The following is a 22,003-nucleotide window of genomic DNA, read 5'->3' as shown; positions in this document are numbered from 1 at the left end:
CCTAATTTTTCCTCGCGCCGACATGAACCCCGGGAACCAATTAGTTCACCAAGCGTTCATAGCAGCGGCGTAACCTCGCCAACCACCACCGCTGACGGGGTTCTGGGGCCGCAAAACGCCTCATCAGGTCCGGATCCGCGCTCACCCGGCGCAGCTGGAGAGCGCCGTTGCGCGCCGTGAATGACGCGGGCGTGACGTCCCCGTCGAAGAGCGAGACCGTGCCGAGCCCGCACGCATAGTCCAGCTCCGGCAGGGCGGCGGCGAGCGCCGCACCGGCGCGCGTCCCAATCGAGGTATCCAGCGCCGAGCTCACCACGGCGGGCAACCCGGCCTCGGCAACGATCCCGAGCGCGCGCCGGACACCCCCGAGCGGTTGCGCCTTGATCACCAGCAGATCGGCGGCGCCAAGGCGGGCCACCGCCAGCGGATCGGTCTCCTTGCGCACAGCCTCGTCCGCCGCGATGAGCACGGGCAATTCGCGGCGGCGCACCTCGTCCCGCAAGGCGGCCAAAGGTTCTACTCCGGCCACGGGCTGCTCAGCGTATTGCAACCCGTAGCCGGCGAGCGCCTCGAGTCCCGCGAGCGCCTGCTCGTGGTCCCACCCCCCGTTGGCATCGATGCGCAGGTGTGCGTCCGGCAGCAGGCGGCGCACTTGCTCGACCCGGGCGACGTCGTCGTGCAGGGTTTGACCGGCCTCGGCCACCTTGATCTTGACGGTGTGGGCGGCGTCGTACCGGCCGAGCACGGCCTCAACCTGTTCGGGCGCGACGGCGGGGACCGTCGCGTTAACCGGCACCGACTCCCGCACGGGCGTGGGGTAGCCCTCCCAGCCGACCTCGAGCGCGCACGCGAGCCACGCCGCGGCCTCCGCGTCGCCGTACTCGAGGAAGGGGGAAAATTCGGCGGATTCGGCCGGGGCCGTGAAGATGACGGCCTCCCGATGAGTGACGCCGCGGAAGCGCACGCGCAAGGGGATGGACACCACGTGCGCGGAGGCGAGGACCTCCTCCAGCGGGGGGAGCTGACGGGGCTGAGGCATGCCCCACACTCTAGCGAGAGATACCGGTATTCTGCGCGCGGCCGTGTCAAGCTAATGTCGATGACTCACGAATCCGGCACCTACTCTGGCGCCCGCGTCGCCTGGCCCGTCGGCTGGATGCTCGGGTTGCTAGCTTCCGCCGCGGCGCTCGCCGCGGTGTATTGGTTTTTTGTGCTGACCGATCCGGGGCAGCACATCGACGACAACGCCCTGATTGGGGCCCGCGATTTCCTCGCCCAGCGGGATCAGGCGCGCGAGCCCGCGCTCGCGTTCCTCGGCAAACTGCCGCACGTCTCCGCCGTGATGGCCGCGGCAGCGCTGATCATCTCCGCCGTCGTCCACCGCTCCGTGCTGGCTCCGCTCATCACGCTCGCCAGCCTCGGGTCCGCCGTGCTAGCCACCCAACTACTCAAGCATCAGGTGCTGGAGCGGCCCAACCTGGGCATCTCCGAGGCGACCGTCAATTCTTTCCCCTCCGGGCACACCACGCTGGCCGCTGCGTCGATGGCGGCCGTTTTCTGCACCGTGACCCCACGGTGGCGGCCGCTGGTGGCCCTGCTCGGCGGCCTCTACACGGCGGCGGCTGGCGCGGCGACGCTGGTCCTCGGGTGGCATCGGCCGGCTGACATCTTCGGCGCGTACTTGGTCGTGTTGTTCTTCGCTCTCCTCACCGGGTGGGTCCTGGCCGTCGTGGCACCGGAGGAGAACCGATTCTCCCGCCGCGATTTTTGGGCCGCTTCGCGGGGATTCGCTTGGTTCATGTGGGTGCCCGGCCTCGCAGGCCTGCTGTGCGCCGCCGTGCTGTGGGCCCTGCTGCCTCCCGTGGATACGGGTGAGAACTATCAGCTGCTGCTGGGCTTCCTGACGGGCGGCGTGCTCGCGATCGGTGGTGCTGCCCTCACCACGTTCGCGGTGTTGGAGCGCGTCTTCGCGTTTCAGGGCCGCGTGCGCGGCAGGTAATACGCAAACACGCCGGTGCCCACGAGCGCCACCACGGCGATCACCATGACCCCGGTGGCGAGGCTGGCCACGGTGGTCACCCCGGAGACGATGACCGGGCCGACCATCATGCCGGAGTCGGTCAGGACCCTCCAGAATCCCAGGAACTGCGGCCGGGCGTGCGCGGGCGCGTAGTCGGCGCCCAAGGTCATGACGATGCCCGTCCCCAACCCGTTGCCGAACCCCATCAGTGCGCCCACCCAGAGCAGCCCCCACACGTCGGAGACGAGGGGGATCAACGCCATCGAGACGCCCAAGAGCAACAGACACGGGACCGCGGAATAGACCCGGCCAAACCGGTCCATCACCTTGCCGGCCGGGTAGAACACCAGCACGTCCACGGCACCGGAGACCCCGTAGACGAGGGCCGCGAGCGCGGGGTCCAGTCCCACATGCTCGGACCACAGGGGCAGCACCACGTTGCGGGTGGCGCGCACGCACGCCAGCAGAAAGACGCCGGAGCCAACGGTGAGGTAGGTCCGCCAGTACGCGGCAACGATCGCACCCATGCTGGTGCCGGAGGCCGGAGCACCCCCACCGGGTGCCGACGTCGTCCGGTCCGAGCGGGCCGCCGCGCCCGGCCGAGGCAGTTCGGGAACCCAGAATCCGACGACGGCGGCGGCCACCATGGCGCCCAGGCCCACCCAGTAGGCCCCCGCCAGACCCAGCGGAGCCATCGCGCCCGCGGCGATAAACGGCCCGACGAACGCGCCGATACGCAGCGTCCCGCCCAGCGTGGACATGGCCCGCGCCCGGAAATGCCCGGGGACGGCCTCGGCCAAGTAACTCTGCCGGGCCAAGTTGAAGACGGAGCCGGCCATGCCCACCACCAGAATGCCCACCGAGAGGACGACGGCGTCCCGGGCCGCGATGGCGGCGCCCATGCCGAGCGCGGCGGCTCCGGCCGCGGCGATCATGGAGGGGCGCTCGCCGAACCGGGCCGTCAGCAGGGCGGCGGGCACGTTCATGATCAGGGACCCGACGCCCACGAGCGTGACGACGAGCGCGGCTCCAGCGACGCTCGCGCCGACGTCGCGGGCGCTGAGCGCGATCACGGGCATGATCGCGCCGAGCCCGACGGCGTACAGCAGCGACGGCCCGTAGACCTTCAGCCCGAGGTCGCGGAGCCCAAACTCCCGGCTCGCCACCGCCTAGTGCGGCAGAACGGTGTCCGAGGCGGTTTCCGTTTCCTTCAACCGAGTGATCAGGTACCGGGATTGGACGGGCCCGTAGGGCAACACCGGTACGGCCTTCGTGTAGTCCACCGACGCCTCGTGGATGGCCGTGCTGCACATGCGGATAGCCCGGCGCAGGTTGCCCAGCTGCGAACGAACGTAGTCGGCGTCGACGATGCGGCCGTGGCCGGGAACGATCGAGGTGTAGAGCTCATCAATCGCGATGATCTTGCCGAGGGTCTTGCGCCAGTCGTACGGGAAGGAGTCCTCAAATTCTGGGTGCGCCCCCTCCTCCACGAGGTCTCCGGCGAACAGGACGGATCCAGATCCCACCAATAGGTCCCCGGCCGTGTGGCCGCGGCCGAGGTAGAACAGCGTGACGGAGTGTCCGCCGAGGTCAAGGTCCACGGGCTCGGCGCCCACGGTATGGGTGGGTGTGTGGACCGCGGTGTGCTCGCCCTCCCGGGCTCCCATCTCTGGTTCGGTGCGGGCGACCATGCGGCGCTGAGCGTCCGGGTCCGCAGCCACGGCTTCTGCCGTGGCCGTGTGGGCCCAGAATTCCTCGACGCCGTGGGCAGCGAAGTAGGCGTTGCCAAAGGTGTGATCGCCGTGCGAATGGGTGTTGACCACGATCAGGGGAACGTCCGTCACCTCGCGCACAGCGTTCAGAATCTGCGCGGCCTCACGCGGCCCGGCCCCCGTGTCGATCACGACCGCGCGGTCATCACCGACCACCAGCCCGATGTTGATCTTGAACGCCTCAAGGGTCAGGACGTAGGTCCGCTCCCCTGCTCGCTCCCAGCCAGTGTCCGTGGGCTCCTGCGTCATCGTGATCCTTCCGCCGCGCGTGCTGTGTACCGTCAGCCTAACGCTTTTGCGCTCTCCGATTCGGCCCGTGACACCCGGCGTCCGGCTGCACTGCGTGTCAGCAACGAGGCGCGGTGACGCACGGAACGACGCCGGCCGGCGACACCCGGGTCCATCTCCCGCGTGCCACCGGCCGGCGTTGTAGTTCCACGCAGCGTACCGCTGCAGAGCCTGGCGAGCCGCCGAGCGATGCGCTGTTGCCTGCCAGCGTAGCGGAGAGTCACGAATTACGAAAGGGCTTTACTTCGTATTGAAGTAAGGTTAGGCTAATTTCTGCTTGGTAAGTGGTGAAGCTGGCGGTTTGAGACCTCCCGGCGGTCCGGCTTGGTAACCCGCGATCGCCCCACTGCACCGGCCCCACTGCGGCGGGCCGGTGCAGTGGAGACGGGCCCTCAAACCGCCAGCCTTTTTTGTGGGTGGCTGACGCCTATGCTGGAACTACTGCACGAGGACCGGCCCAACCGGTCCCCCACGTCATCACGATCAGGAGTCCACGATGTCCCGTCTCGTTTCCACCGCATGCGCCAAAGCCGGCCTCCTCATGGGCTACAAGGTCGCCAGTGAGACGGGAGACCGCGCCGCCGGCGGCACCGTCCTCGCCGCGTGTGGCGCAGCCGCCTTCACCGTGTGGCAGCGCGACGCCGGGACCGCGCGCGCCGTCGCGCTCACCGGCACCTACCTCGCCGCCTTCGGCGCCTCCCATCCTCTGGCTAAAAAGATCGGCGCTTGGCCAGCGGTCTTCGCGGTCACCGGGGTGACGGCGCTAGCCTCGATGATCTTCGGCGGCCGCAAGAAGTAACGCGGATTCGCTCACAGGAACTGCCTGCAGTCAGCGCAGGGTCAGCACGGCAAGCCTCCGCGCGATTGCTCGACCACCCTCAACGGAAAGCACGGCACAACGGTCCGCCTCAGCCACAGGGAAGATCAGGTCACTCAAGACCACCCGTCCATTTTGGGCGAATACTTCTACCGAGCAGTGATCAATCACGATGCGGAGTCGCAAGACTCCGTCCTCCAACGGCACAGGAGCCACTTCGATGGATCCAAAGGTCTCGTTGAACGATGTGTCGCCACCTTCGCGCCTATCGAGACACAGCTCACTCGTTGCAACGTTATAGCTCAGGACGGCGGGGGCCCGTCCGTGCAGGCTAGGCAGAAGCTCCAACCTGATGGTTTGCGATGTTCCCGGCATGATTTCAGCCTCAATCAGCTGAGCGGCCGTGGCGTCGACGAGAGGAAGGGTCACTTCTGCGCTGGCCAACTCGAAGTCAACCACTTCTAAGTCAGGCGCGGGCAGTGGCACCGGCAGAATTGGATGCTGTACGAGTCGAGCAACTTCTCCGTGCGATTCTAACGTGACCCTCCGGGCCAACGACATACCCGAGCGCCACGGCGTGGTAGGCAGGGAATTCGCGTAATCCCAGTTGTTCATCCACCCGATCATGATGCAGCGGCCGTTCGGGACGTTGCTAAAGGAGACTCCCGCGTAGTAGTCGCGTCCCCAGTCGAGCCACAGGCAGCGTTCGAGGTCCACACCGCCAACCTCATCCCTTGGGGCAATCGAGTCCGCATCGGGGTGAAACGTGACTCCATCGAAGTCACCGATGAAGTACTGGCCTCCAGATCCACCAGCCACAGCACCCGGATTGATATTGACGATCAGGACCCACTTCGTCTGGTCTTCCTGGCCGGCAACGGGCAGAGGGAATAAATCTGGACACTCCCACTCCCCTCCCCCCGCATTGGCCGGGCCGAAGCTGCTCAAATACGTCCACGCTTTGAGGTCCGACGAACGGTAGAGCACTACTTGTTGATGCTGAGCCTCGACTGCGACCATCACCCAGTAGGAATCTCCCGGCGCGTTATACAGAAACACCTTCGGATCTCTGAAGTGCGCGGATTCGCGACCGAGCACAGGATTGTGCGCGTACTTTGTCCACGACATGCCGGCGTCGGTTGAATAAGCCAGCGATTGCGCTTGCGTTCCCTCATGGAGGGAACCGTCCTTGTAGGCACTGGTATAGATGGCAACGAGCGCGGGAGATGTCGACGTACCGAAACCAGACGTGTTCTCTGTATCGACCACAATACTGCCGGAGAAAATGTCTTCTTCATCATCGCAGGCAATCGCCACCGGTTGTTCCGTCCAGTGCAAAAGGTCAGTCGATGTGGCGTGACCCCAGGACATATTTCCCCAAACATTGCCGAAAGGATTGTTCTGATAAAACAGATGATAAATCCCTTGATACCAAACCAAACCATTAGGATCGTTAAGCCAAGTATCGCGTGCCGTGTAGTGCAACACTGGCCGGTACGAATCAACGGCATTGCGGGCTGATAAAGCGCAGGAGGGGCTGGGGGTTCGCTGCATAGAGTATTTCCTTGAAAGATCCATTACCGACGATGATCGGTAATCAAAAAATTATCGTCTAACGTGGCGACGGATTAGGCAGTAGGGTCTACTGCTGACATCTCCGCCACGGAATCGCGCAACGTGAGTGGGCAAGGCAAAACGGTAGGATGTTCGACAAACCTGTTTAGATCTACCTTGCCTTCAATCGCGTTAATCAATGTTTCCGTCGCCCACGCTCCCATTTCGTAGTGAGGCAAGGCAACGGTCGTCAGCGCAGGATAAAGGTTCTCAGCAATCAGCTGTTGATTATCGAACCCCACGATTGAAACGTCGGCGGGTATACGCAATCCGAGCTCTGAAGCTGCACGGTAGGCACCCATGGCCATGCGATCGTTATAGCAAAAAATAGCGGTCGGCCGCACTGTCGAGGAAAGTAAACCAAGTGCAGCCTGATAGCCACCGGAAACTTCAGATACGTCCGACTGAATCAAATCATCGTCAATTTCTAGACCCGACTCTGCCAACGTTTCTTTGTATGCAGTTAGCCGCGAATGCGTAGCGGGGACGTCGTCCGTGTTGTTGAGCATGCCGATGCGCGTGTGACCGGCATCAATGAGGGTGCGCACGGCCGACCGAGCGCCGGCTACCTCATCGGGTATGACCGATGGAACAGTTCGGGTCACATCTTCGGAATCGACGAGCACCGCTGGCATAGTGGCCAAGGCCCTAGGAGCCGCCAACCTGCGGTGGTACATCGTGGCGTAAAGAATGCCGTCCACCTGCCGGTCTTGCAGATCTTCTATGAGGTTGTCGTTGGACTCCGACGACCCGGTGCTCGTGGAATTGATGATCATGAGGCGGTACCCCCGCGCCCGCGCCGCCTCTTCCGCACCGAGGATGATTCGACCAGCGTGAGGTGTGGTTGCAATCTCCTCACTGATGAAGCCGATCATCCCGGAACGTTGAGTCCGCAGCGCACGGGCTAGCCTGTTGGGTCCGTAGCCCAGCTGCTCGGCAACCCCTTGGACACGCTCTCGCGTACTAGCGCTGACGCGGGCGTACGCGACGTCATTCAAGACGTGCGAGACGGTCGTCACGGAGACCCCGGCAGCCGCGGCTACGTCCTTAATTCCGACCGGTCTACTCGTCATTGCTTCTCCCATGCTGCCGTGACCTCGATGCAGATCCTACCGCCGGCACTGAGATCACTGTGGGTGACGGCGAAGACCAACACGACCGCAGCGAGTCTTGTCGTCGTGCCATGCTGCTATCCACCGACCTCAGGTGTAATCCTCAAGGCATTGACCGACCTGTCGGCAAGAATCTCTGTTTCACGACCGGAATCGAGAACCGTATTTCGCTCCGATGAGGCCTCAATCGAGACCGTGACCACCTCGAGGCCTCCCGAGGGACCCTTCGATAGGAGCGAGTCAACCTGCCCTTCGAAGCACGAGTCGCTCTGGCTGGAGTCGACATGTGTAGCAACGACATGATTATTGGAAACGAAGTTGCCCACACCGTTTCGCAAGCGAATGACAACCGGCGCGGAACCCGACGGAGTGACATCTCGTCCATCAATATTGAGTGAAAGGTGATTGGTGACGACAGAATTATCGCTCCCATCAATATTGATTAATCCGTAATCGTCATCGAGCCCATTATTAATACCATGGAAGGGCGTCCATGGTTCAAGATCACGAAGAAAGTGATTCGTCGCGATGAGATTCTCGGAACTATTACCGCTCAGTCGAAGCATGCCAGGGTAGAAAGAATGAAGACGATTACCTGTCACGCTGGAACGGGTCACGCCATGGAGATGCACGCTACTGGAGCCACGTGGAAAGACATTGTTCCCCGCAATCAAAAGTCCGCCGTGATTCTCCGCATAGATCGATTCGCCCTTGAAGCCGGCACCGATGAAATTATCATTGATTTTGGAAGCCTGACCCCAACCCTTAAGTTCAATGCAGGAACCACACTCGGCGATAAAATTATCCTGAACACTCAACGCGTCTGCTTTATAAATAGTCAGTGCGTTCTCTAAGTAAACGAACCCCATCCCGCTGATCCGAAAAGAGTCATTAGGACTGGCGACTAAGATACCCGTCTTGCCATTTGAGTACGTATTCTCCGCCGGTAAATCTGATTCGTCTTCTTGGAAATGCAGGCCGTCAAGACAAAAATCTACAAACTCCACAGAGCTAATTCGTGGGTCACCACTACGCTCGACGCGAAAGGCAGCCCCGGCCGTATCATCACCTCGCTCCCTAGGAATATCAACTAAGATACGGCTTCCACCAGGCCAAAGTTCGTGCAGCCCTTCCCATTGATCTTCAGGGACATTGAACCTAATGCTCGACGAAGTAAAACCATGCCCTGATCCCTCGATGCGCAGGAAACTGATGTCGATAAGAACTTGCGTTCGAAGACGATAGTCCCCTGGCGGGATGTAAATGACGGCGCCCGGCTTACCACCGTACGGTGGTGTACTCGCCGATTGTCGTTGATGGACGTCTGCGATGATGCTATTGAGGACCTCACCGATATCTTCGAGCGGATCACCAACTGGCCACGTGCTGACATCGTAGCGATTCTCATAGGTCATAATAATTCGCCTTTCATTTCGCTGTCGTTAGCCCTTGACCGCACCCAGTGTCATGCCTGCAACAATTTTGCGCTGCAGGAGCAGGGTGAGAATAATAACCGGCACAGAGTATACTGCCGCCAATGCGGTCATGGATCCCCAGTCAAGACCAAATTGCGTCTGGAAGTTAGCAATAACTACTGGCGTTGTCTGGGAACGTATCGCTGTCATCAGGAGTGCGAAGAGGAACTCATTCCAGGAGGCCAAGAAGGCGAAAATTGCCGTGACGGCAATACCTCCCGATACAACTGGAATAACGACACGCCACAGCGCGCCCAGCCTCGAACATCCGTCAACTGTCGCCGCTTCTTCCAACTCTTGTGGTACTGCTTCAAAAAAACTTGCCATTAGCCAGATAGATAACGGCAGGGAAATTGTCGTGTGCGCGATGGCCAGGGCAATTGGGGTGTCGGCTAGGCCGACTGAGGACATCATCGAAGCCAAGGGAATTCCAATGGCGACTGGTGGAACCATTCGAGTCACCAAAGCGGCCATGATGAATACGCGCCCACTAGGCGTTTTGTATCTCGTGATTCCATAAGCCGCGGGAACAGCCAACACAAGCGACAGTATCGTGCTGATGACGGCGGTTTGCGTACTGTTAATGATCGACGCTAAAACTCCGTCGCGTCCGAGTGCGTTGATGTAATTTTCCAGTGTCCAGGTGTCCGGCAGAATCGTCGGTGGCACCGCGATCGTGTCGAGTGGAGTCTTGAAAGAAGTGAGTAGGAGGTACAGGAAGGGAAATCCGTAGAGGACCATAGCGACAGCCAGAAGTGCCCAAAGCAATGCACGCGTACTTCGTTTGCTAGCTTCTAGGCCTTCAGCCTGATATCGCCGCGGCTTGAGAATGTTTCCTAGCCTGTTAGGACGTGAGCCACGCGAGTCCCGCAGATCAGACCGCTGAGTAGTTGGTGCGGTGGTCATCAGGAGTCCTTTCCCGGCCGCCAGATCGTACCGACGGCGACGAATGCGATGCCAAGCATGGCAATAAGATAAATAGTGCCCATGGCGCTTGCCAGACCTGGTTCACCGAAGCGAATCATAGTGTTATAAATCAACAGACTCATGGTTTCTGATGCAGACTGTGGTCCGCCATTAGTCTGAATTAGAATAGAGTCAAAGGCGCGAGCGGCATCGACTCCACGAACGACCAACGCAACAGCGATCACAGGCCTGAGTAGCGGGAGGATGATCTTGAACAACATCGCCGGAGCTCGAGCGCCGTCGAGTCTTGCCGCCTCAATCAGTTCGCCAGGAATATTCTGTAGCCCGGCGAACAGCACCAAACACATGAAGGACGTTGTGAGCCAAATGTCGGGAATAGCAACGGAGAAGAGCACTATGTCGGGATTCGACAACCAGCCGATTTGATTGGGATCCCGCAGAAGACCCACTTGGTGCAGGAGAGCTCCTAACAGACCGAAATTGTCAATCATCAGAAACTTCCACAGCAGACCAGCCACAATCGGTGCAATCATGAGTGGGTACAAGAATACTGTCCGCCACGTCTGCGATTTGCGGCCAAGCAACGTAAAGAGAAGAGCCATTCCTAGGCCAAGAGCGAATTCAAGGGTAACGACAAGTAGCGTGTAGGCCAGGGTTCGCCATCCAGCTCCCACAAAGGCTTGCGATGTGAAAGCTTGAACGTAATTATCGAGACCCACGAACTCTCGTGGTCCTCCCAAAACCGGGGAAATTTCAAAGAAGCTGTCAGCAACGAGGCTGAATAGTGGGTAGGCCACGAACACTGCAAGAAACAACGCTGCAGGTGCCATTAAGTAGAGTGCAAAGCGGCGATCGGTGATGCGCAAGGGATTCTCTTCCGCTAGTTGGGGCGGCCGGCATAGTCGAAGACATGCCGGCCGCCAGTGATTAGTTCAAGAGGGCTTCAATTTGCTTCTTGGCGTCCTCAAGGAGAGCGGCAGAATCTCCACCGTCAACTGCTTTCTGCAGGAGAGGAACAAGCACCGTGTCTACGATCTGTTGCCACTTGTCTGTCGCCGGCCGGGTAGCCGTAGACTCAGCATTCAAAGTCTCGATGAGGGGTCCGAAGCTCTCATATCCAGGCTGATCCTGATACTGCTCAAACGCGGAGATTCGAGCGGCTAGACCTAGGCTTGATTCAATCCCCAGACTGTTATTTTCATAGGCGCATTCAATGAACTTCTTGGCATTGTCTTTGTTGTCAGTCGCTTGAGGAATTGAGAGATACCACGGGCCCGGGACCCCAGCGATACCTGCTTCGCCGGCAACCATCGGGGCCGTGCCGACCTTGCCGGCAATCGGAGCATCGTCCGGAATTTGACGGTAGGCATGCGCCCAGAATCGAGTCATCGCCGTCTTGCCTTGATTGAAAAGATTCTGCGCCGCCGCCCAGTCGACCTGTGCTGCGCCAGGTGGCGCTGATTCCGCGAGCCCTACGTAAAAGTCCAAAGCCTCACGATGGGCTTCGTTATCAATGACGACCGATCCGTCTTCATCGAGCACCATGGGCGATCCGGCTTGAAGGACGTGCGCAAGCCACTCCGTTTCGACTGCGCCTTTGACATCAGTCCCATACATCCCATCTCGAGTGAAGAACTCAGAGATATCTTCATACTGCTCCCAAGTTTCAGGTGCAGTAAGTTCATACCCATACTCTGCCTCGAAGTCAGCTTTGTTTTCGGGATCTTCGAACAAATCCTTACGGTAAAGAATAATCTCCGTGTTGGTCCACGCCGGCATACCGATAAAGTGCCCGTCGACTTGGGCCTCTTCGACGAGTGCCGGGAAGATGTCCTGTTTGACGTCTTCGGTGTAGAGCTCATCGATGGGCTCTAGGGCATCTTTGAAGTTTGGCAGCCAAACAGAGTCGAGGGCGGCCACATCAAACGAGACATTCCCGGACGAGAACTCACTGGAAAGTCTGTTGAAGAGTCCGTTGTATGGCAACTCCACGAACGAGACGTCGAGGCCAGTGGTCTCCCGGCACACCTCCGCCACCTCAGTGAGTTCTGCCCGTCCACCGGCCTCGACAAGAACGGTGACAGAGTCACCGGATCCGCCAGATTCTGCCGGACCACCGGCGCCACAGGCCGTGACGGCGAGAGCCGCGGTTGCAAGGAGGCCACCTATGGAGGAGACCCTAAAGATTCTTTGACGCGTGGACATCGTAGACGACTTTCTCTCGGGGCAAGTGACAAGAGCGCCTGCTCGTGCCAAGACGTTTTGCTAAAACGTCTTGGCAGCTACGATAAGCGTGCCGTTCATCACGTGTCAAGGGTCACAACTGGCGTCTAGTGTTCAGGTGCTAGATGATGAGGCTCTGACCGCGCGTAGAGTCTGGTGTCAGACCTCAAAGCAGCGGGAGTCCCATGTTCCTCTCTATCGATAACGACGTGCTCATCCATTCGGCCAGTGATCTGGTCACCGCGAGCACGTGCGAATACGCGACGCTCGTCACGCTGGATGATCTGCTGAAGCGCCGCCCGGCGCCCGACGTGGCGAGGGATGAGATGGCGGCCCGCGCCGCCGCCTTGGGCGACGACCACGAGCACCGGGTCCTAGCCCAGCTGATCGATCAGTACGGGCGCTGGGAGCCGGGACGCGCGGGCGGCGTCCTCGAACTTCCCGCGCCAGGTAAATCGTCGCCGGACGTCCTCGACGCCCGCCGCACCGAAACGCTGGCCGCCCTCACCAGCGGCGCCGACGTCGTCTTTCAGGGCACGTTCTGGGACGGCCAGTTCGTCGGCTATGCCGACTTCCTCATCAAGAACGACGACGGCCGGTACGCCGTGTGGGACACCAAGCTGGCGCGGCACGCGAAGACGACGGCGCTGCTGCAGATCGCGGCCTACGGCGATCAGCTACGTGCCGAAGGGTTCGTCCCCGCCGACGAGGCCGTGCTCGTCCTCGGCCATGGTGAGCACTCCCGGCACGCCATCGAACCGCTGATCGCGGTGTTTCGCGAACGCCAGTCCCGATTCCTCGACCTCACGCGCCAGCACCGAGCCCAGGCTGACCCCGTGGATTGGGGCCAGCCACACCTGCTGGTCTGCGGACGCTGCGAGTATTGCGCGGTGGAGGTGGAGGCGCGGGATGACCTGCTGCGGGTGGCACGGATGTCCCTGCCCATGCGCCGGCGCCTGCACGCGCGCGGCGTCACGACCATGGCGGACCTCGCCGAGCTCACCTCGGAGGACGTCGGAACACCGGAGCTACCTGGGGCGATCGCTCGGCTCCGGGACCAGGCCCGCATGCAATGCGGCATCGATCACGGCGACGGCACCGCGCCGGGGGACGCCACGCTGCGGTACCGCCTCCTCGCGGACCACATGATCAGCCGCTTGCCCGCCCCGGACACGGGGGACGTCTTCTTCGATTTTGAGGGCGACCCCATGTATCAGGAGCCGAGCGGGAGCTCTTCCCACGCCGGCTCGTGGGGACTCGAGTACCTGTTCGGCGTCGTCGAGCACCCAGAGACTCACCCAGGCGACCACCCGCCGAATCCGACGGCGCCGGTGTTCCGTCCGTTCTGGGCGCACTCCCGCGCCGAGGAACGCGCCGCGTTCATCGACTTCGTGACCTACATCGAGGAGCGGCGCGCCCGGTTCCCGCAGCTGCGCGTCTACCACTACGCGTCCTATGAGAAGACGGCCCTGCGCCACCTGGCGGCCCGGCACGCGGTCTGCGAGGACGTTATTGACCGCTGGCTGCGCGAGGGACTGCTGGTGGATTTGTTGGAAACGGTGCGCAGTTCCCTGCGCATCAGCGCCAACTCCTACTCCATCAAGAAGCTCGAGCCCTTCTACATGGGCAGCGCGCACCGCGACGGCGACGTCACGGACGCCGGCGCCTCCGTGGTGGCCTACGCCGAATATGTGTCGGCGCGGGACGCTGGCAACGCCGAACGTGCAGCCGAGGTTCTCGCCTCGATCAGCGATTACAACGAGTACGACTGCGTTTCTACGCTCCGCCTGCGTGACTGGCTGCTCGGACTCGCCGCCCAGTTCCCCGGACGCTCCGCCGCCGTCTCCCCGTCCACCGACCGAACTGATACGCCGGAGCCGGAGGACACCCCGCCGTCGGCGTCCGAACAGCGCCTTGCCGAGTTCCTGACGGCAGTGCCGGCCGACCGTCCGCTGGAGCCCGGAGAGGAAGCCGTCGCCTTGGTTGCGGCGGCCACGGGCTTTCACCGGCGCGAACGCAAGCAGTACTGGTGGGCGCACTTTGATCGGCTCGAATCGGATCCCATCGAATGGCAGGAGACCCGCGATGTCGTGATCATCTCCTCGGCGCGCGTGCTCGCGGACTGGGAGAAACCGACCCCGCGGGCGCGCACCTTAGCCCGCACCCTCAGCCTGCGCGGCACCCCTGCCGAGGGCTCCGACCTGCGGTCCGGCACCACCTGGTTCGCCATGTATGCGGCCCCCGCTCCACGTGAACTCCACGATGAGGCGAAGGGCCCGTACGACGCCGGCGCACGCGGAGGCGCCTTCAACCTCACGGTCACAGAGGCCGTCCGGCACGCCGACGGCACGGTCACGCTGACCGCGCAAGAACGCACGCGGCAGGGCGCGGACCCGCACGACGAACTGCCGATGGCGCTCACCCCGGGCCAGCCCATCGCCACGAAGTCGCTCGAGGAGGCGCTCGGCGAGGTGGCCGACGACGTCGCGGCTCACCTGCCCTCGCTCCCGAGCACCGCCGCGCTGGATCTGATCCAGCGCACGCCCCCGCGCCTGACCGGCCCGGCGGCCCTGCCCGTGCCGGCCGAAACCGCCACGGGTCACGACTTCACCGGCGCCGTGCTGGGCGCCGTCGAACGCCTAGACCGCTCCTATCTGGCCGTGCAGGGGCCACCCGGCACGGGCAAGACGTTCGTGGGCTCGCACGTGATCGCCGCGCTCGTAGAGCGGGGGTGGAAGGTCGGCGTCGTTTCCCAGGGTCACGTCACGGTGGACGGGATGCTCACCAAAGCCATCGGTGCCGGCGTGGACCCGGAACGCGTGGCCAAGGAGCCGAAAAAGGGCAGCAACGCACAACCCGCGTGGGCGAACACCAGCAAAAAGGACATCACGCGACTGCTCGGCGAGGCCGGCGGTTGCCTCATCGGCGGCACCGCGTGGACCCTGACCGGTCAAGCGGTGCCACGCTGCAGCCTGGATCTGCTGGTGATCGACGAGGCCGGCCAATTCTCGCTCGCCAACACGCTGGCCGTTGGCGTGGCCGCAAAAAACCTGCTGCTGCTCGGGGATCCGCAACAGCTGCCCCAGGTCACGCAGGGCACGCACCCGGTGCCGGTGGACGACTCGGCGCTTGGCTGGCTCTCCGCCGGGCACGCCACCCTGCCACCGGAGTTCGGCTATTTCCTCTCTGACTCGTGGCGCATGCACCCGCAACTGTGCGCCGCGGTCTCCACGCTGAGCTACGACGGCCAGCTCGCCTCGGCCCCGGCGGCCGCCGAGCGCCGGCTCGACTCGGTGACGCCTGGCGTCGAGACCGTTCTGGTGCCCCACAGCGGCAACACGGTGTCCTCCCCCGAGGAGGCCGACGCCGTCGTGCGCCTGGTGCGCGAGCACCTCGGCCTGACGTGGGAGGACGAGGGCGGCGCCCGGCCGGTGGAGCCGGCCGACGTGATCGTCGTCGCCGCGTACAACGCGCAAGTGCAGGTGCTGCGCGCGGCGCTAAACGAGGCGGGGTACGACGGCGTCGCGGTCGGCACCGTGGACAAGTTCCAGGGGCAGGAGGCCCCGCTCGCCATCGTGTCGCTCGCATGCTCGGCCCCGGCGGACGCGGCGCGCGGGCTCGAGTTCCTGCTCAACCAGAATCGGCTCAACGTGGCGGTCTCCCGCGGCAAGTGGAAGGCGTTCATCGTCCGCTCGCCGCAGCTGACCAACTACCTGCCGGCCACCCCAGAGGGCATGGCCGCGCTCGGTGCGTTCCTGCAGCTCAGCCCAACGCCTACACAACGACCCGCGCCTCAGACGTGACGCAATACGACGGCGCGGCCCAGCGGCGTCGTGCTACATGTAGGGGATGACCCCTCAACGCGCTCTCGCCCACGCAACCGTCCGACCCACCGGGCTCGGCTGCATGAACGTCACCCACGGCTATTCCTCCTTCCCGGACCGTCGCGACGGGGTACGGCTTTTCCAGAAGGCAGTCGAGGCTGGCGTCGATCACTTCGACACGGCCACCTTGTACGGGCACGGGGTGAGCGAGGAACTCGTCGGCGAGGCTCTGGGCGGCCGGCGGGACGAGATCTTCCTGGCCAGCAAGTGCGGGCTGCGCCGCACCGAGGACGGACGGACGGTCGTGGACGGGGAGCCCGCCTCCATCAAGCGGCAGGCCGAGGCGTCGCTGCGGCGTCTCGGCACCGACGCCGTCGACCTTTACTACCTCCACCGGCTGGACCCGAACGTGCCGGTCGAGGAGAGCGTCGGCGCGCTGGCGGAGCTGGTGCAGGAGGGCAAGATCCGGTCGATCGGCCTCTCTGAGGTCTCCGTGGAGACCCTGAAGCGAGCCGAGGCCGTGCATCACATCGCGGCCGTGCAGAACGAATTTTCCCTCGCCACACGCAACCCGGAGCTCGGCATGCTGGACGCGTGCCGCGAGCTGGGCACCACGTTCGTGGCGTTCTCCCCGCTCTCCCGCGCTCTGCTGACGGGCACGCTCCATGAACCGTGGACGCTACCGCAGGCGGACATCCGGTCCTTCATGCCGCGGTTCAGCGCAGAGAATTTCCCGGCCAACGCGTCCTTGGTGGCCCAGCTGCAGCCGATCGCGGATCGAGTCGGCGCCACGCTGGCCCAGCTGGCGCTGGCGTGGGTGCACGCACACGGCGAACACGTCATCTCCATCCCGGGCACAGCTCGCCGAGACCACCTGCTGGAGAACCTCGGCGCGGACGCCCTTGAGCTCGACGCCGAGACCGTGGCTGCGTGCTCCGCGATCGTCAACCGGCACACCGTGCACGGGGCCCGCTACACCGAGGGCCAGCAATCCACCATCGATTCTGAGGTCTTTGCCGAAGAGTTCGCGGACGCGGCCCAGGCCGCCGGATAGCGCGGCCGAATCAGGACGTGGCGGGGGCGTCCTCAGGGAAAATCTGACCCACCGGTTGGCGCTTCTCCGCCTGGAAATCGTCCTCGGCGCGGCCGTAGGCCCAGTACGCGGAGAGGGACAGGCCCTTGCGAGCCACGCCGCGCTCGTCGCACAGGTAAGCGCGCAGAGCCTTCATGGATTCACGCTCGCCGTGCGCGAACACCTGCACGCGCCCCTCGTGCCAGACTCCGGCCACGACGGCGTCCACTAGACCCGTGGTCTCCGGCGTGAAGTCGCCCCCGCGGTGCAGCCAGTGCACGTTGATCCCGGAGGGTGCCACCAGATCGATCTGATCCGCGGGGCCGGCAACCTCGAGGTAAGCCTCGCCGCGTGCGTCCGCATCCATCGCCTCGAGTGCCGCGGCGATCGCCGGCAGCGCGGCCTCGTCACCCACCAGTAGGTGCCAGTCCGCCTCGGCGTCGGGCTCGTACAAGCCGCCGGGCCCGGCGAAGCACACCACGTCCCCCACCTGCGCCTGGGCCGCCCACGGGCCCGCCAAACCTTCCTCGCCGTGATAGACGAAGTCGATGTCCAAGGTTCCAGCCTCGTGATCCACGCGGCGCACCGTGTAAGTGCGTCGCACCGGCATCTGCTCCGGCGGCAAGGTCGTGGCGAGTTCTTCCATGTCATACGGCGGTTCTAGGCCGAGCGCTGGATCGGCAAAGAGAATCTTCACGTATTGATCCGTCGCAGGCTTGCTCTGAAACTGCGCAAACCCCTGGCCGCCGAGCGTGAGCCGCACAAAATGATCATTGAGCCGGCGAGTGGCCAGCACCTCCAGGACAACTTGCGGCTTACGGCCCCGGGCCGGTCGAGCATCTGCCATGACGCGTGGGTTCCCTTTCCAAACGGATTGCGCGCAGCTCAGCGCACTCAGGTTAGGTTGCCCTAAGCAAGTTCAATTTGCAAACGCGCCCGTCACGTAAAGAGCGGCTCCCCGGCATAGGCCGCGAGCGCTGCACGGTGCTCAGCCGGTACGCGCAGGAGGCGCTGCTCCGTCGTCGAGAAGAACGCCAGCGTCGTCGTCGCGCGCACGCACTCGTGCCCATCGACTGGATCGCGAAACACGTAGGCCAGCTCAAAGCTCGCGGCCTTCGCGGAGGCCACCCACACGGAGACCCGGGCGGGAACGTTGCGATAGTCCAGCGGCCTCACGTAGCGGACGCGGTGTTCGACGACGAGGGTTTGAGTGTCCGCCGGAACGGTGGAGAACAAATCGACGGCGGGCTCTGCACCCGGCCGGCCCGTCCCGCCGGGGACACCGAACGCCGCAATCCGCGCCTCTTCCATCATGCGCACAATGTTGACGTTGTTGATATGCCCGTAGGCGTCCATGTCCGCCCAGCGCATGGGCACCTCGACCTCAACCGTCTGGCCCGCCATCGTTCCGCTCCTCTCCCCCGGATGCCCGGGACCGCCGTTGCCGAGGCACTAGCCTACTGCGGGCCTCGGCCGCGTCGGAGCCGGCGGTCCTGGCCGTCGTGGCGGCCTAGAGGACGTCGAGGGCGCGTAACTGAACGCTAATGCTCTGCCCGTCCGGCCCGTACACCCAGGGGACGCCCGGGGTGGCGTTGACCGTGTGGTCCGAGCGGCCGCCAGCGAGAACGGCCTCGGACGGCGTGAGTTGACGAATCGCGATGGCGCGGACGTGCTCCGGGTGACGCTTGGCGAACTCGGCATAAATTTCCGGATCGTGCTGGCCGTCGTCACCGATCAGCAACCAGCGCACGGTCGGGAATTCGCGGGCCAACCGCCGCAGCTCATTCACCTTGTGCTGCATGCCGGAGCGGAACCACCGATTCTCCGTGGGCCCCCAATCGGTGAGGAGGAGCGAGCCCTTGGGGAACATGTTGCGCTGCAAGAACCTCGTCAGGGTCGCCGCCGCGTTCCACGCACCCGTCGAGACATACAGCACCGGGGCACCGGGATGCTGAGTCACCAGCCGCTCCATCATCACGGCCATGCCGGGAGTGGCCACGCGGGCGTGCTCGGACAGCACAAAAGAATTCCAGGCCGCCAAGAGGGGCCGCGGCAAGGCCGTGACCACCACCGTGTCGTCAATGTCGCAGATGACGCCGAAATCGGCGGAGGCATCGATGACCTGCACCGGCACCACCGCGGGCTCGGAATCTTCACTGCGGAGCACGACCTCGTGCCACCCCGGCGCCAGATTAACCGCGATCCGGGCGTCGATCACGCCGCCGCGATCCGCGTCGAGATGGAACACCTGCCCGGCGATGGTCGCCTCCACCTCGGCGTACGGAATCGGCGGGGACACAAAATTCCGCCAGCCTCGGATCCCGTCCGCCACCACCTGAGAGTGGCGCAGCCCGTTGAAGAAGGCCCCCGGTTTTGCCAAGACCACCCGAGCCAGCACACGCACCCAGCCGGTGCCGCCATCGTCCGCGGACGTCTGACTCACCCCGTATCCACGGAACGGGGTGACGGTGGGTAGGTGGCCGCGGGAGCGGGAGTACCGCTCGCGAAACGCGTGCCACGAGTCTTCGAGCCGTTGACCCACGTGGGCTGGCTCGGCGGAGTCCGGGGCGCGGCCGGCGCCGCCGTCGTTCAATGCTGCGGACATGAAGCCAGTCTGACACGGGCTGTGGCCTGTCAACGACTTGGGCGCGATGACCGGCCGACGACGTTTGGCTGCCGTTCACCTGCTCGTTGACCGCCGCATCCCGGCGGCCGGACTAGGCTGGTGGGGTGCTTGAGTCGACGCCGCCCCCGCCCGTGTCCGCCGATGAATCCGCCCACTTGCGCCGCGTCGCCGAAGCCGCGGCGCGCTCGGTGGGAGATCTCTTGCGCTCCGGCTTTCGGTCCGGGGCTCGGACCGAAACCAAGCGCAACCATCATGACCTCGTCACGGAGTATGACCGCGCGAGTGAGGAACGGCTGACGGCGGCGCTCGGCGACGCCGTCCCTGACAGCCGCTTCCACGCCGAGGAGGGCGGCGCGCACGGTGCGGGCCGGGTGGAGTGGATCATTGATCCCATCGACGGCACCAGCAACTTTGCCCACGGGGTGGCCTTCTTCTGCGTCTCACTTGCCGCCGCGGTGGACGGCGAGGTCGTCGCGGGAGTGGTCTATGACCCGGTAGCGGACACCCTGTTCGCCGCGGAGGCCGCTGGGGCCTTTCTCAACGGCGAGCCGCTGCCCGCGCTGGATCGCACCATCGCCGAGAAGCGTGCCTCGGTCATGACGGATTTTCCGTCCGCCGAGGACCTCGCGACCGACGGGAGTGCTGCGCTGGACGGCTTCGCGGAGCTCATCAGCACGTATTCGACCGTACGCCGCCCCGTCTCCGGCGCGCTCGAACTCGCCCACGTCGCGGCCGGCTGGACGAACATCGCCCTCGGTTTTGACACCAATCCCTGGGACGTCGCCGCTGGCGCCTACCTCGTGCGCCAAGCGGGCGGAACGTACACGGGTTACCGGTACGACGACGGCCCGGCGGCTGCCGCTGGTGCGGCACCGCGGCTGCAGCGCTCCGTGCATGAGGCTCCGACGTACGTGGCGCACGGCCCCGGGGTCGACGCGACGACGGCGCGCGACGTCGTCGAACGCCTTATGGCCCAACGCAGAGCGGCGGGCCACCGGGGCAAAGCCCGGTAACCCGCCGCCGCCGTCGCACCAGTGACTTACTGGGCGTCCTTGTCCTCATCGGCGTCGTACGGCTCATCGCCGAAGGGGGACGCCGCGTCCTCGCCCTCCGGCACTTGGTCGGTGGGCTGATCAGTGGGGCGTTCCTCCGCGGCGTCGCCGCGCTCCGCATCGTCGTAGGGCGTGTCTCCGAACGGGGAAGCGGTCTGGCCGCCGTGGGGGTTCTGCTGATCGTGCTTCTTCTCAGTACCGCTCATGGGTCCTCCTCCGGTCCGTGGGTCACTACTCTACGAACCCTAGACGACTCACCGCGCGCGTGCACTAGGCCCTGACCAAGAATCTCCTGATAGCGGACTGACTAGCCGCCGAAGGACCCTTCGGCGGTGCTGCAGATCGCCTCGGCGTCATTGCCCGAGGCCGAGTTTTCCGAGATCACGGTCCCGGACTCGTCCAAGATGCGGCAGGCGACCTCGCCCGTGGAGCCGTCGACGTTGCTCACGACGATCGAGCCCAGGATCGTGCTGGCCGTCACCGATTCGCTGATGACCTCCCCGCCGGGCAACTGCTGCTCATTCAGGTCCATGTCATTCAGTTCGGTGATCATGACCACCTCGGCCGGCTCATCGGAGCCCGCCTCGAAGGTGTAGTTCGCCGACTCCCCGGCCGCGTCACCCACCCACGTAAACACGGCGGAGATCAACACGGACCAGAGGATGGCGGCGATCACCGAGATGATGCCCGTGACGAGGCCCGTGATGGCGAAGCCCTTGCGGTGCACCTTCTTGACCAGCGCCAGAATGGACACGATGATCGCGGCACCGCCCACCGCGAAGGCTGCGTAGTGGACGAAGGGAATCAGGGACATCACGACCGCCACGATGCCCAGCACCATGGCCCAGATGGTCAGCGGGCTGGCCTTGCGCGGCTGCTGCCCGAACGGCGCCTGCTGGTTGTACGGGTACTGCTGGCCGTAGGCGTTCGGCTGCCCGTAGGGACCCGGCTGTGCGTAGGGCCCCTGCTGCCCCGGACTCGCGGGCTGGCCGTAGGACGGCGCGCCCTGCTGTTCTGGCTGGGACGGGCCGTACGGCGAGGGCTGGCTGCCGGCGTCGTGCTGGTGCCCTGGCTGCTGGCCATATGGATCCCGAGGATCGTTGGTGTTCCCGGTGCCGCTCATGATCTCCTCCTGCAATCGCGCGTTGTGCGTACCTCAAACAGTAGGCCTGACCTGCGCG

At 64.0% G+C, this 22,003-nt stretch carries 19 protein-coding genes; 5 read left to right on the top strand and 14 right to left on the bottom strand.

Annotated features, from left to right (window positions below; all coding sequences use genetic code 11):
* Positions 1-40: 40 nt before the first annotated feature.
* A complete protein-coding gene (locus tag IW252_RS10420) occupies positions 41-1,039 on the bottom strand; it encodes an o-succinylbenzoate synthase (RefSeq protein WP_196836488.1) in 999 nt (332 codons plus the stop codon).
* A gap of 60 nt (positions 1,040-1,099) precedes the next feature.
* Here IW252_RS10420 and IW252_RS10415 point away from each other — a divergent pair, with 60 nt between their 5' ends.
* Positions 1,100-1,999 carry a phosphatase PAP2 family protein gene (locus IW252_RS10415; RefSeq protein WP_196836487.1) on the top strand — a complete coding sequence of 300 codons (900 nt, stop codon included), beginning with the start codon at positions 1,100-1,102 and terminating at the stop codon, positions 1,997-1,999.
* Here IW252_RS10415 and IW252_RS10410 read toward each other — a convergent pair.
* Positions 1,975-3,186, bottom strand: coding sequence for an MFS transporter (locus IW252_RS10410; protein WP_196836486.1), 1,212 nt, complete (start codon positions 3,184-3,186; stop codon positions 1,975-1,977). The genes IW252_RS10415 and IW252_RS10410 overlap by 25 nt on opposite strands.
* Positions 3,187-3,189: 3 nt before the next feature.
* Positions 3,190-4,041 carry an MBL fold metallo-hydrolase gene (locus IW252_RS10405; protein WP_196836485.1) on the bottom strand — a complete coding sequence of 284 codons (852 nt, stop codon included), beginning with the start codon at positions 4,039-4,041 and terminating at the stop codon, positions 3,190-3,192.
* Positions 4,042-4,576: 535 nt separating this feature from the next.
* On the opposite strand from IW252_RS10405, the gene IW252_RS10400 reads away from it, so the two are divergent.
* Entirely contained in the window at positions 4,577-4,879 is a 303-nt protein-coding gene (locus IW252_RS10400) for a hypothetical protein (protein ID WP_196836484.1), read from the top strand.
* A 30-nt stretch (positions 4,880-4,909) separates the two neighbouring features.
* Here IW252_RS10400 and IW252_RS10395 read toward each other — a convergent pair whose 3' ends face one another.
* The 6 genes from IW252_RS10395 to IW252_RS10370 form a co-directional block, all read right to left on the bottom strand.
* Complete coding sequence (locus IW252_RS10395; RefSeq protein ID WP_196836483.1) at positions 4,910-6,451, bottom strand: glycoside hydrolase family 32 protein; 1,542 nt, start codon at positions 6,449-6,451, stop codon at positions 4,910-4,912.
* Between the two features lie 74 nt (positions 6,452-6,525).
* Positions 6,526-7,584: a LacI family DNA-binding transcriptional regulator gene (locus IW252_RS10390; protein ID WP_196837234.1), complete on the bottom strand. Its 1,059-nt coding sequence runs from the start codon at positions 7,582-7,584 to the stop codon at positions 6,526-6,528.
* A gap of 116 nt (positions 7,585-7,700) precedes the next feature.
* Positions 7,701-9,038 (bottom strand): NosD domain-containing protein, encoded by a 1,338-nt coding sequence (locus IW252_RS10385; protein WP_196836482.1) that lies wholly within the window; start codon positions 9,036-9,038, stop codon positions 7,701-7,703.
* A 27-nt stretch (positions 9,039-9,065) separates the two neighbouring features.
* On the bottom strand, positions 9,066-10,004 hold the full coding sequence (locus IW252_RS10380) for a carbohydrate ABC transporter permease (protein ID WP_231365991.1): 939 nt from the start codon (positions 10,002-10,004) through the stop codon (positions 9,066-9,068).
* Positions 10,004-10,891 carry a carbohydrate ABC transporter permease gene (locus IW252_RS10375; protein WP_196836481.1) on the bottom strand — a complete coding sequence of 296 codons (888 nt, stop codon included), beginning with the start codon at positions 10,889-10,891 and terminating at the stop codon, positions 10,004-10,006. The genes IW252_RS10380 and IW252_RS10375 overlap by 1 nt, the downstream gene beginning before the upstream one ends.
* Positions 10,892-10,952: 61 nt before the next feature.
* On the bottom strand, positions 10,953-12,230 hold the full coding sequence (locus IW252_RS10370; protein WP_196836480.1) for an ABC transporter substrate-binding protein: 1,278 nt from the start codon (positions 12,228-12,230) through the stop codon (positions 10,953-10,955).
* Between the two features lie 203 nt (positions 12,231-12,433).
* On the opposite strand from IW252_RS10370, the gene IW252_RS10365 reads away from it, so the two are divergent.
* Entirely contained in the window at positions 12,434-16,051 is a 3,618-nt protein-coding gene (locus tag IW252_RS10365; RefSeq protein WP_196836479.1) for a TM0106 family RecB-like putative nuclease, read from the top strand.
* A 103-nt stretch (positions 16,052-16,154) separates the two neighbouring features.
* On the top strand, positions 16,155-17,126 hold the full coding sequence (locus IW252_RS10360; protein ID WP_231365990.1) for an aldo/keto reductase: 972 nt from the start codon (positions 16,155-16,157) through the stop codon (positions 17,124-17,126).
* Positions 17,127-17,136: 10 nt separating this feature from the next.
* Here IW252_RS10360 and IW252_RS10355 read toward each other — a convergent pair whose 3' ends face one another.
* The 3 genes from IW252_RS10355 to IW252_RS10345 all read right to left on the bottom strand — a co-directional run bounded on the left by IW252_RS10355 (position 17,137) and on the right by IW252_RS10345 (position 19,749).
* On the bottom strand, positions 17,137-17,991 hold the full coding sequence (locus IW252_RS10355) for a siderophore-interacting protein (protein WP_196836477.1): 855 nt from the start codon (positions 17,989-17,991) through the stop codon (positions 17,137-17,139).
* Between the two features lie 92 nt (positions 17,992-18,083).
* Positions 18,084-18,548 carry an acyl-CoA thioesterase gene (locus IW252_RS10350; RefSeq protein WP_196836476.1) on the bottom strand — a complete coding sequence of 155 codons (465 nt, stop codon included), beginning with the start codon at positions 18,546-18,548 and terminating at the stop codon, positions 18,084-18,086.
* 106 nt (positions 18,549-18,654) lie between these two features.
* Positions 18,655-19,749 carry an App1 family protein gene (locus IW252_RS10345; RefSeq protein WP_196836475.1) on the bottom strand — a complete coding sequence of 365 codons (1,095 nt, stop codon included), beginning with the start codon at positions 19,747-19,749 and terminating at the stop codon, positions 18,655-18,657.
* 125 nt (positions 19,750-19,874) lie between these two features.
* Here IW252_RS10345 and IW252_RS10340 point away from each other — a divergent pair, with 125 nt between their 5' ends.
* Positions 19,875-20,783 carry an inositol monophosphatase family protein gene (locus tag IW252_RS10340; protein WP_331271513.1) on the top strand — a complete coding sequence of 303 codons (909 nt, stop codon included), beginning with the start codon at positions 19,875-19,877 and terminating at the stop codon, positions 20,781-20,783.
* A gap of 26 nt (positions 20,784-20,809) precedes the next feature.
* Here IW252_RS10340 and IW252_RS10335 read toward each other — a convergent pair whose 3' ends face one another.
* Both IW252_RS10335 and IW252_RS10330 read right to left on the bottom strand, forming a co-directional pair.
* Positions 20,810-21,028, bottom strand: coding sequence for a hypothetical protein (locus IW252_RS10335; RefSeq protein ID WP_196836474.1), 219 nt, complete (start codon positions 21,026-21,028; stop codon positions 20,810-20,812).
* A 101-nt stretch (positions 21,029-21,129) separates the two neighbouring features.
* On the bottom strand, positions 21,130-21,945 hold the full coding sequence (locus IW252_RS10330; protein ID WP_196836473.1) for a DUF4190 domain-containing protein: 816 nt from the start codon (positions 21,943-21,945) through the stop codon (positions 21,130-21,132).
* Between the last annotated feature and the right edge of the window lie 58 nt (positions 21,946-22,003).

Source organism: Zhihengliuella flava, from assembly GCF_015751895.1.
Taxonomy (GTDB): domain Bacteria; phylum Actinomycetota; class Actinomycetes; order Actinomycetales; family Micrococcaceae; genus Zhihengliuella; species Zhihengliuella flava.
Note: the sequence above shows the minus strand (reverse complement) of the source record. Positions and strands in the feature narration are given on the sequence as shown.

What these genes read in the sequence shown, in the direction of transcription:
- IW252_RS10355 (WP_196836477.1), bottom strand. Translation starts at nt 17,991, where the DNA reads ATGGCAGATGCTCGACCGGCCCGGGGCCGTAAGCCGCAAGTTGTCCTG.
- IW252_RS10330 (WP_196836473.1), bottom strand. Translation starts at nt 21,945, where the DNA reads ATGAGCGGCACCGGGAACACCAACGATCCTCGGGATCCATATGGCCAG.
- IW252_RS10420 (WP_196836488.1), bottom strand. Translation starts at nt 1,039, where the DNA reads ATGCCTCAGCCCCGTCAGCTCCCCCCGCTGGAGGAGGTCCTCGCCTCC.
- IW252_RS10350 (WP_196836476.1), bottom strand. Translation starts at nt 18,548, where the DNA reads ATGGCGGGCCAGACGGTTGAGGTCGAGGTGCCCATGCGCTGGGCGGAC.
- IW252_RS10365 (WP_196836479.1), top strand. Translation starts at nt 12,434, where the DNA reads ATGTTCCTCTCTATCGATAACGACGTGCTCATCCATTCGGCCAGTGAT.
- IW252_RS10370 (WP_196836480.1), bottom strand. Translation starts at nt 12,230, where the DNA reads ATGTCCACGCGTCAAAGAATCTTTAGGGTCTCCTCCATAGGTGGCCTC.
- IW252_RS10395 (WP_196836483.1), bottom strand. Translation starts at nt 6,451, where the DNA reads ATGCAGCGAACCCCCAGCCCCTCCTGCGCTTTATCAGCCCGCAATGCC.
- IW252_RS10335 (WP_196836474.1), bottom strand. Translation starts at nt 21,028, where the DNA reads ATGAGCGGTACTGAGAAGAAGCACGATCAGCAGAACCCCCACGGCGGC.
- IW252_RS10345 (WP_196836475.1), bottom strand. Translation starts at nt 19,749, where the DNA reads ATGTCCGCAGCATTGAACGACGGCGGCGCCGGCCGCGCCCCGGACTCC.
- IW252_RS10385 (WP_196836482.1), bottom strand. Translation starts at nt 9,038, where the DNA reads ATGACCTATGAGAATCGCTACGATGTCAGCACGTGGCCAGTTGGTGAT.
- IW252_RS10390 (WP_196837234.1), bottom strand. Translation starts at nt 7,584, where the DNA reads ATGACGAGTAGACCGGTCGGAATTAAGGACGTAGCCGCGGCTGCCGGG.
- IW252_RS10360 (WP_231365990.1), top strand. Translation starts at nt 16,155, where the DNA reads ATGAACGTCACCCACGGCTATTCCTCCTTCCCGGACCGTCGCGACGGG.
- IW252_RS10400 (WP_196836484.1), top strand. Translation starts at nt 4,577, where the DNA reads ATGTCCCGTCTCGTTTCCACCGCATGCGCCAAAGCCGGCCTCCTCATG.
- IW252_RS10415 (WP_196836487.1), top strand. Translation starts at nt 1,100, where the DNA reads ATGACTCACGAATCCGGCACCTACTCTGGCGCCCGCGTCGCCTGGCCC.
- IW252_RS10405 (WP_196836485.1), bottom strand. Translation starts at nt 4,041, where the DNA reads ATGACGCAGGAGCCCACGGACACTGGCTGGGAGCGAGCAGGGGAGCGG.
- IW252_RS10380 (WP_231365991.1), bottom strand. Translation starts at nt 10,004, where the DNA reads ATGACCACCGCACCAACTACTCAGCGGTCTGATCTGCGGGACTCGCGT.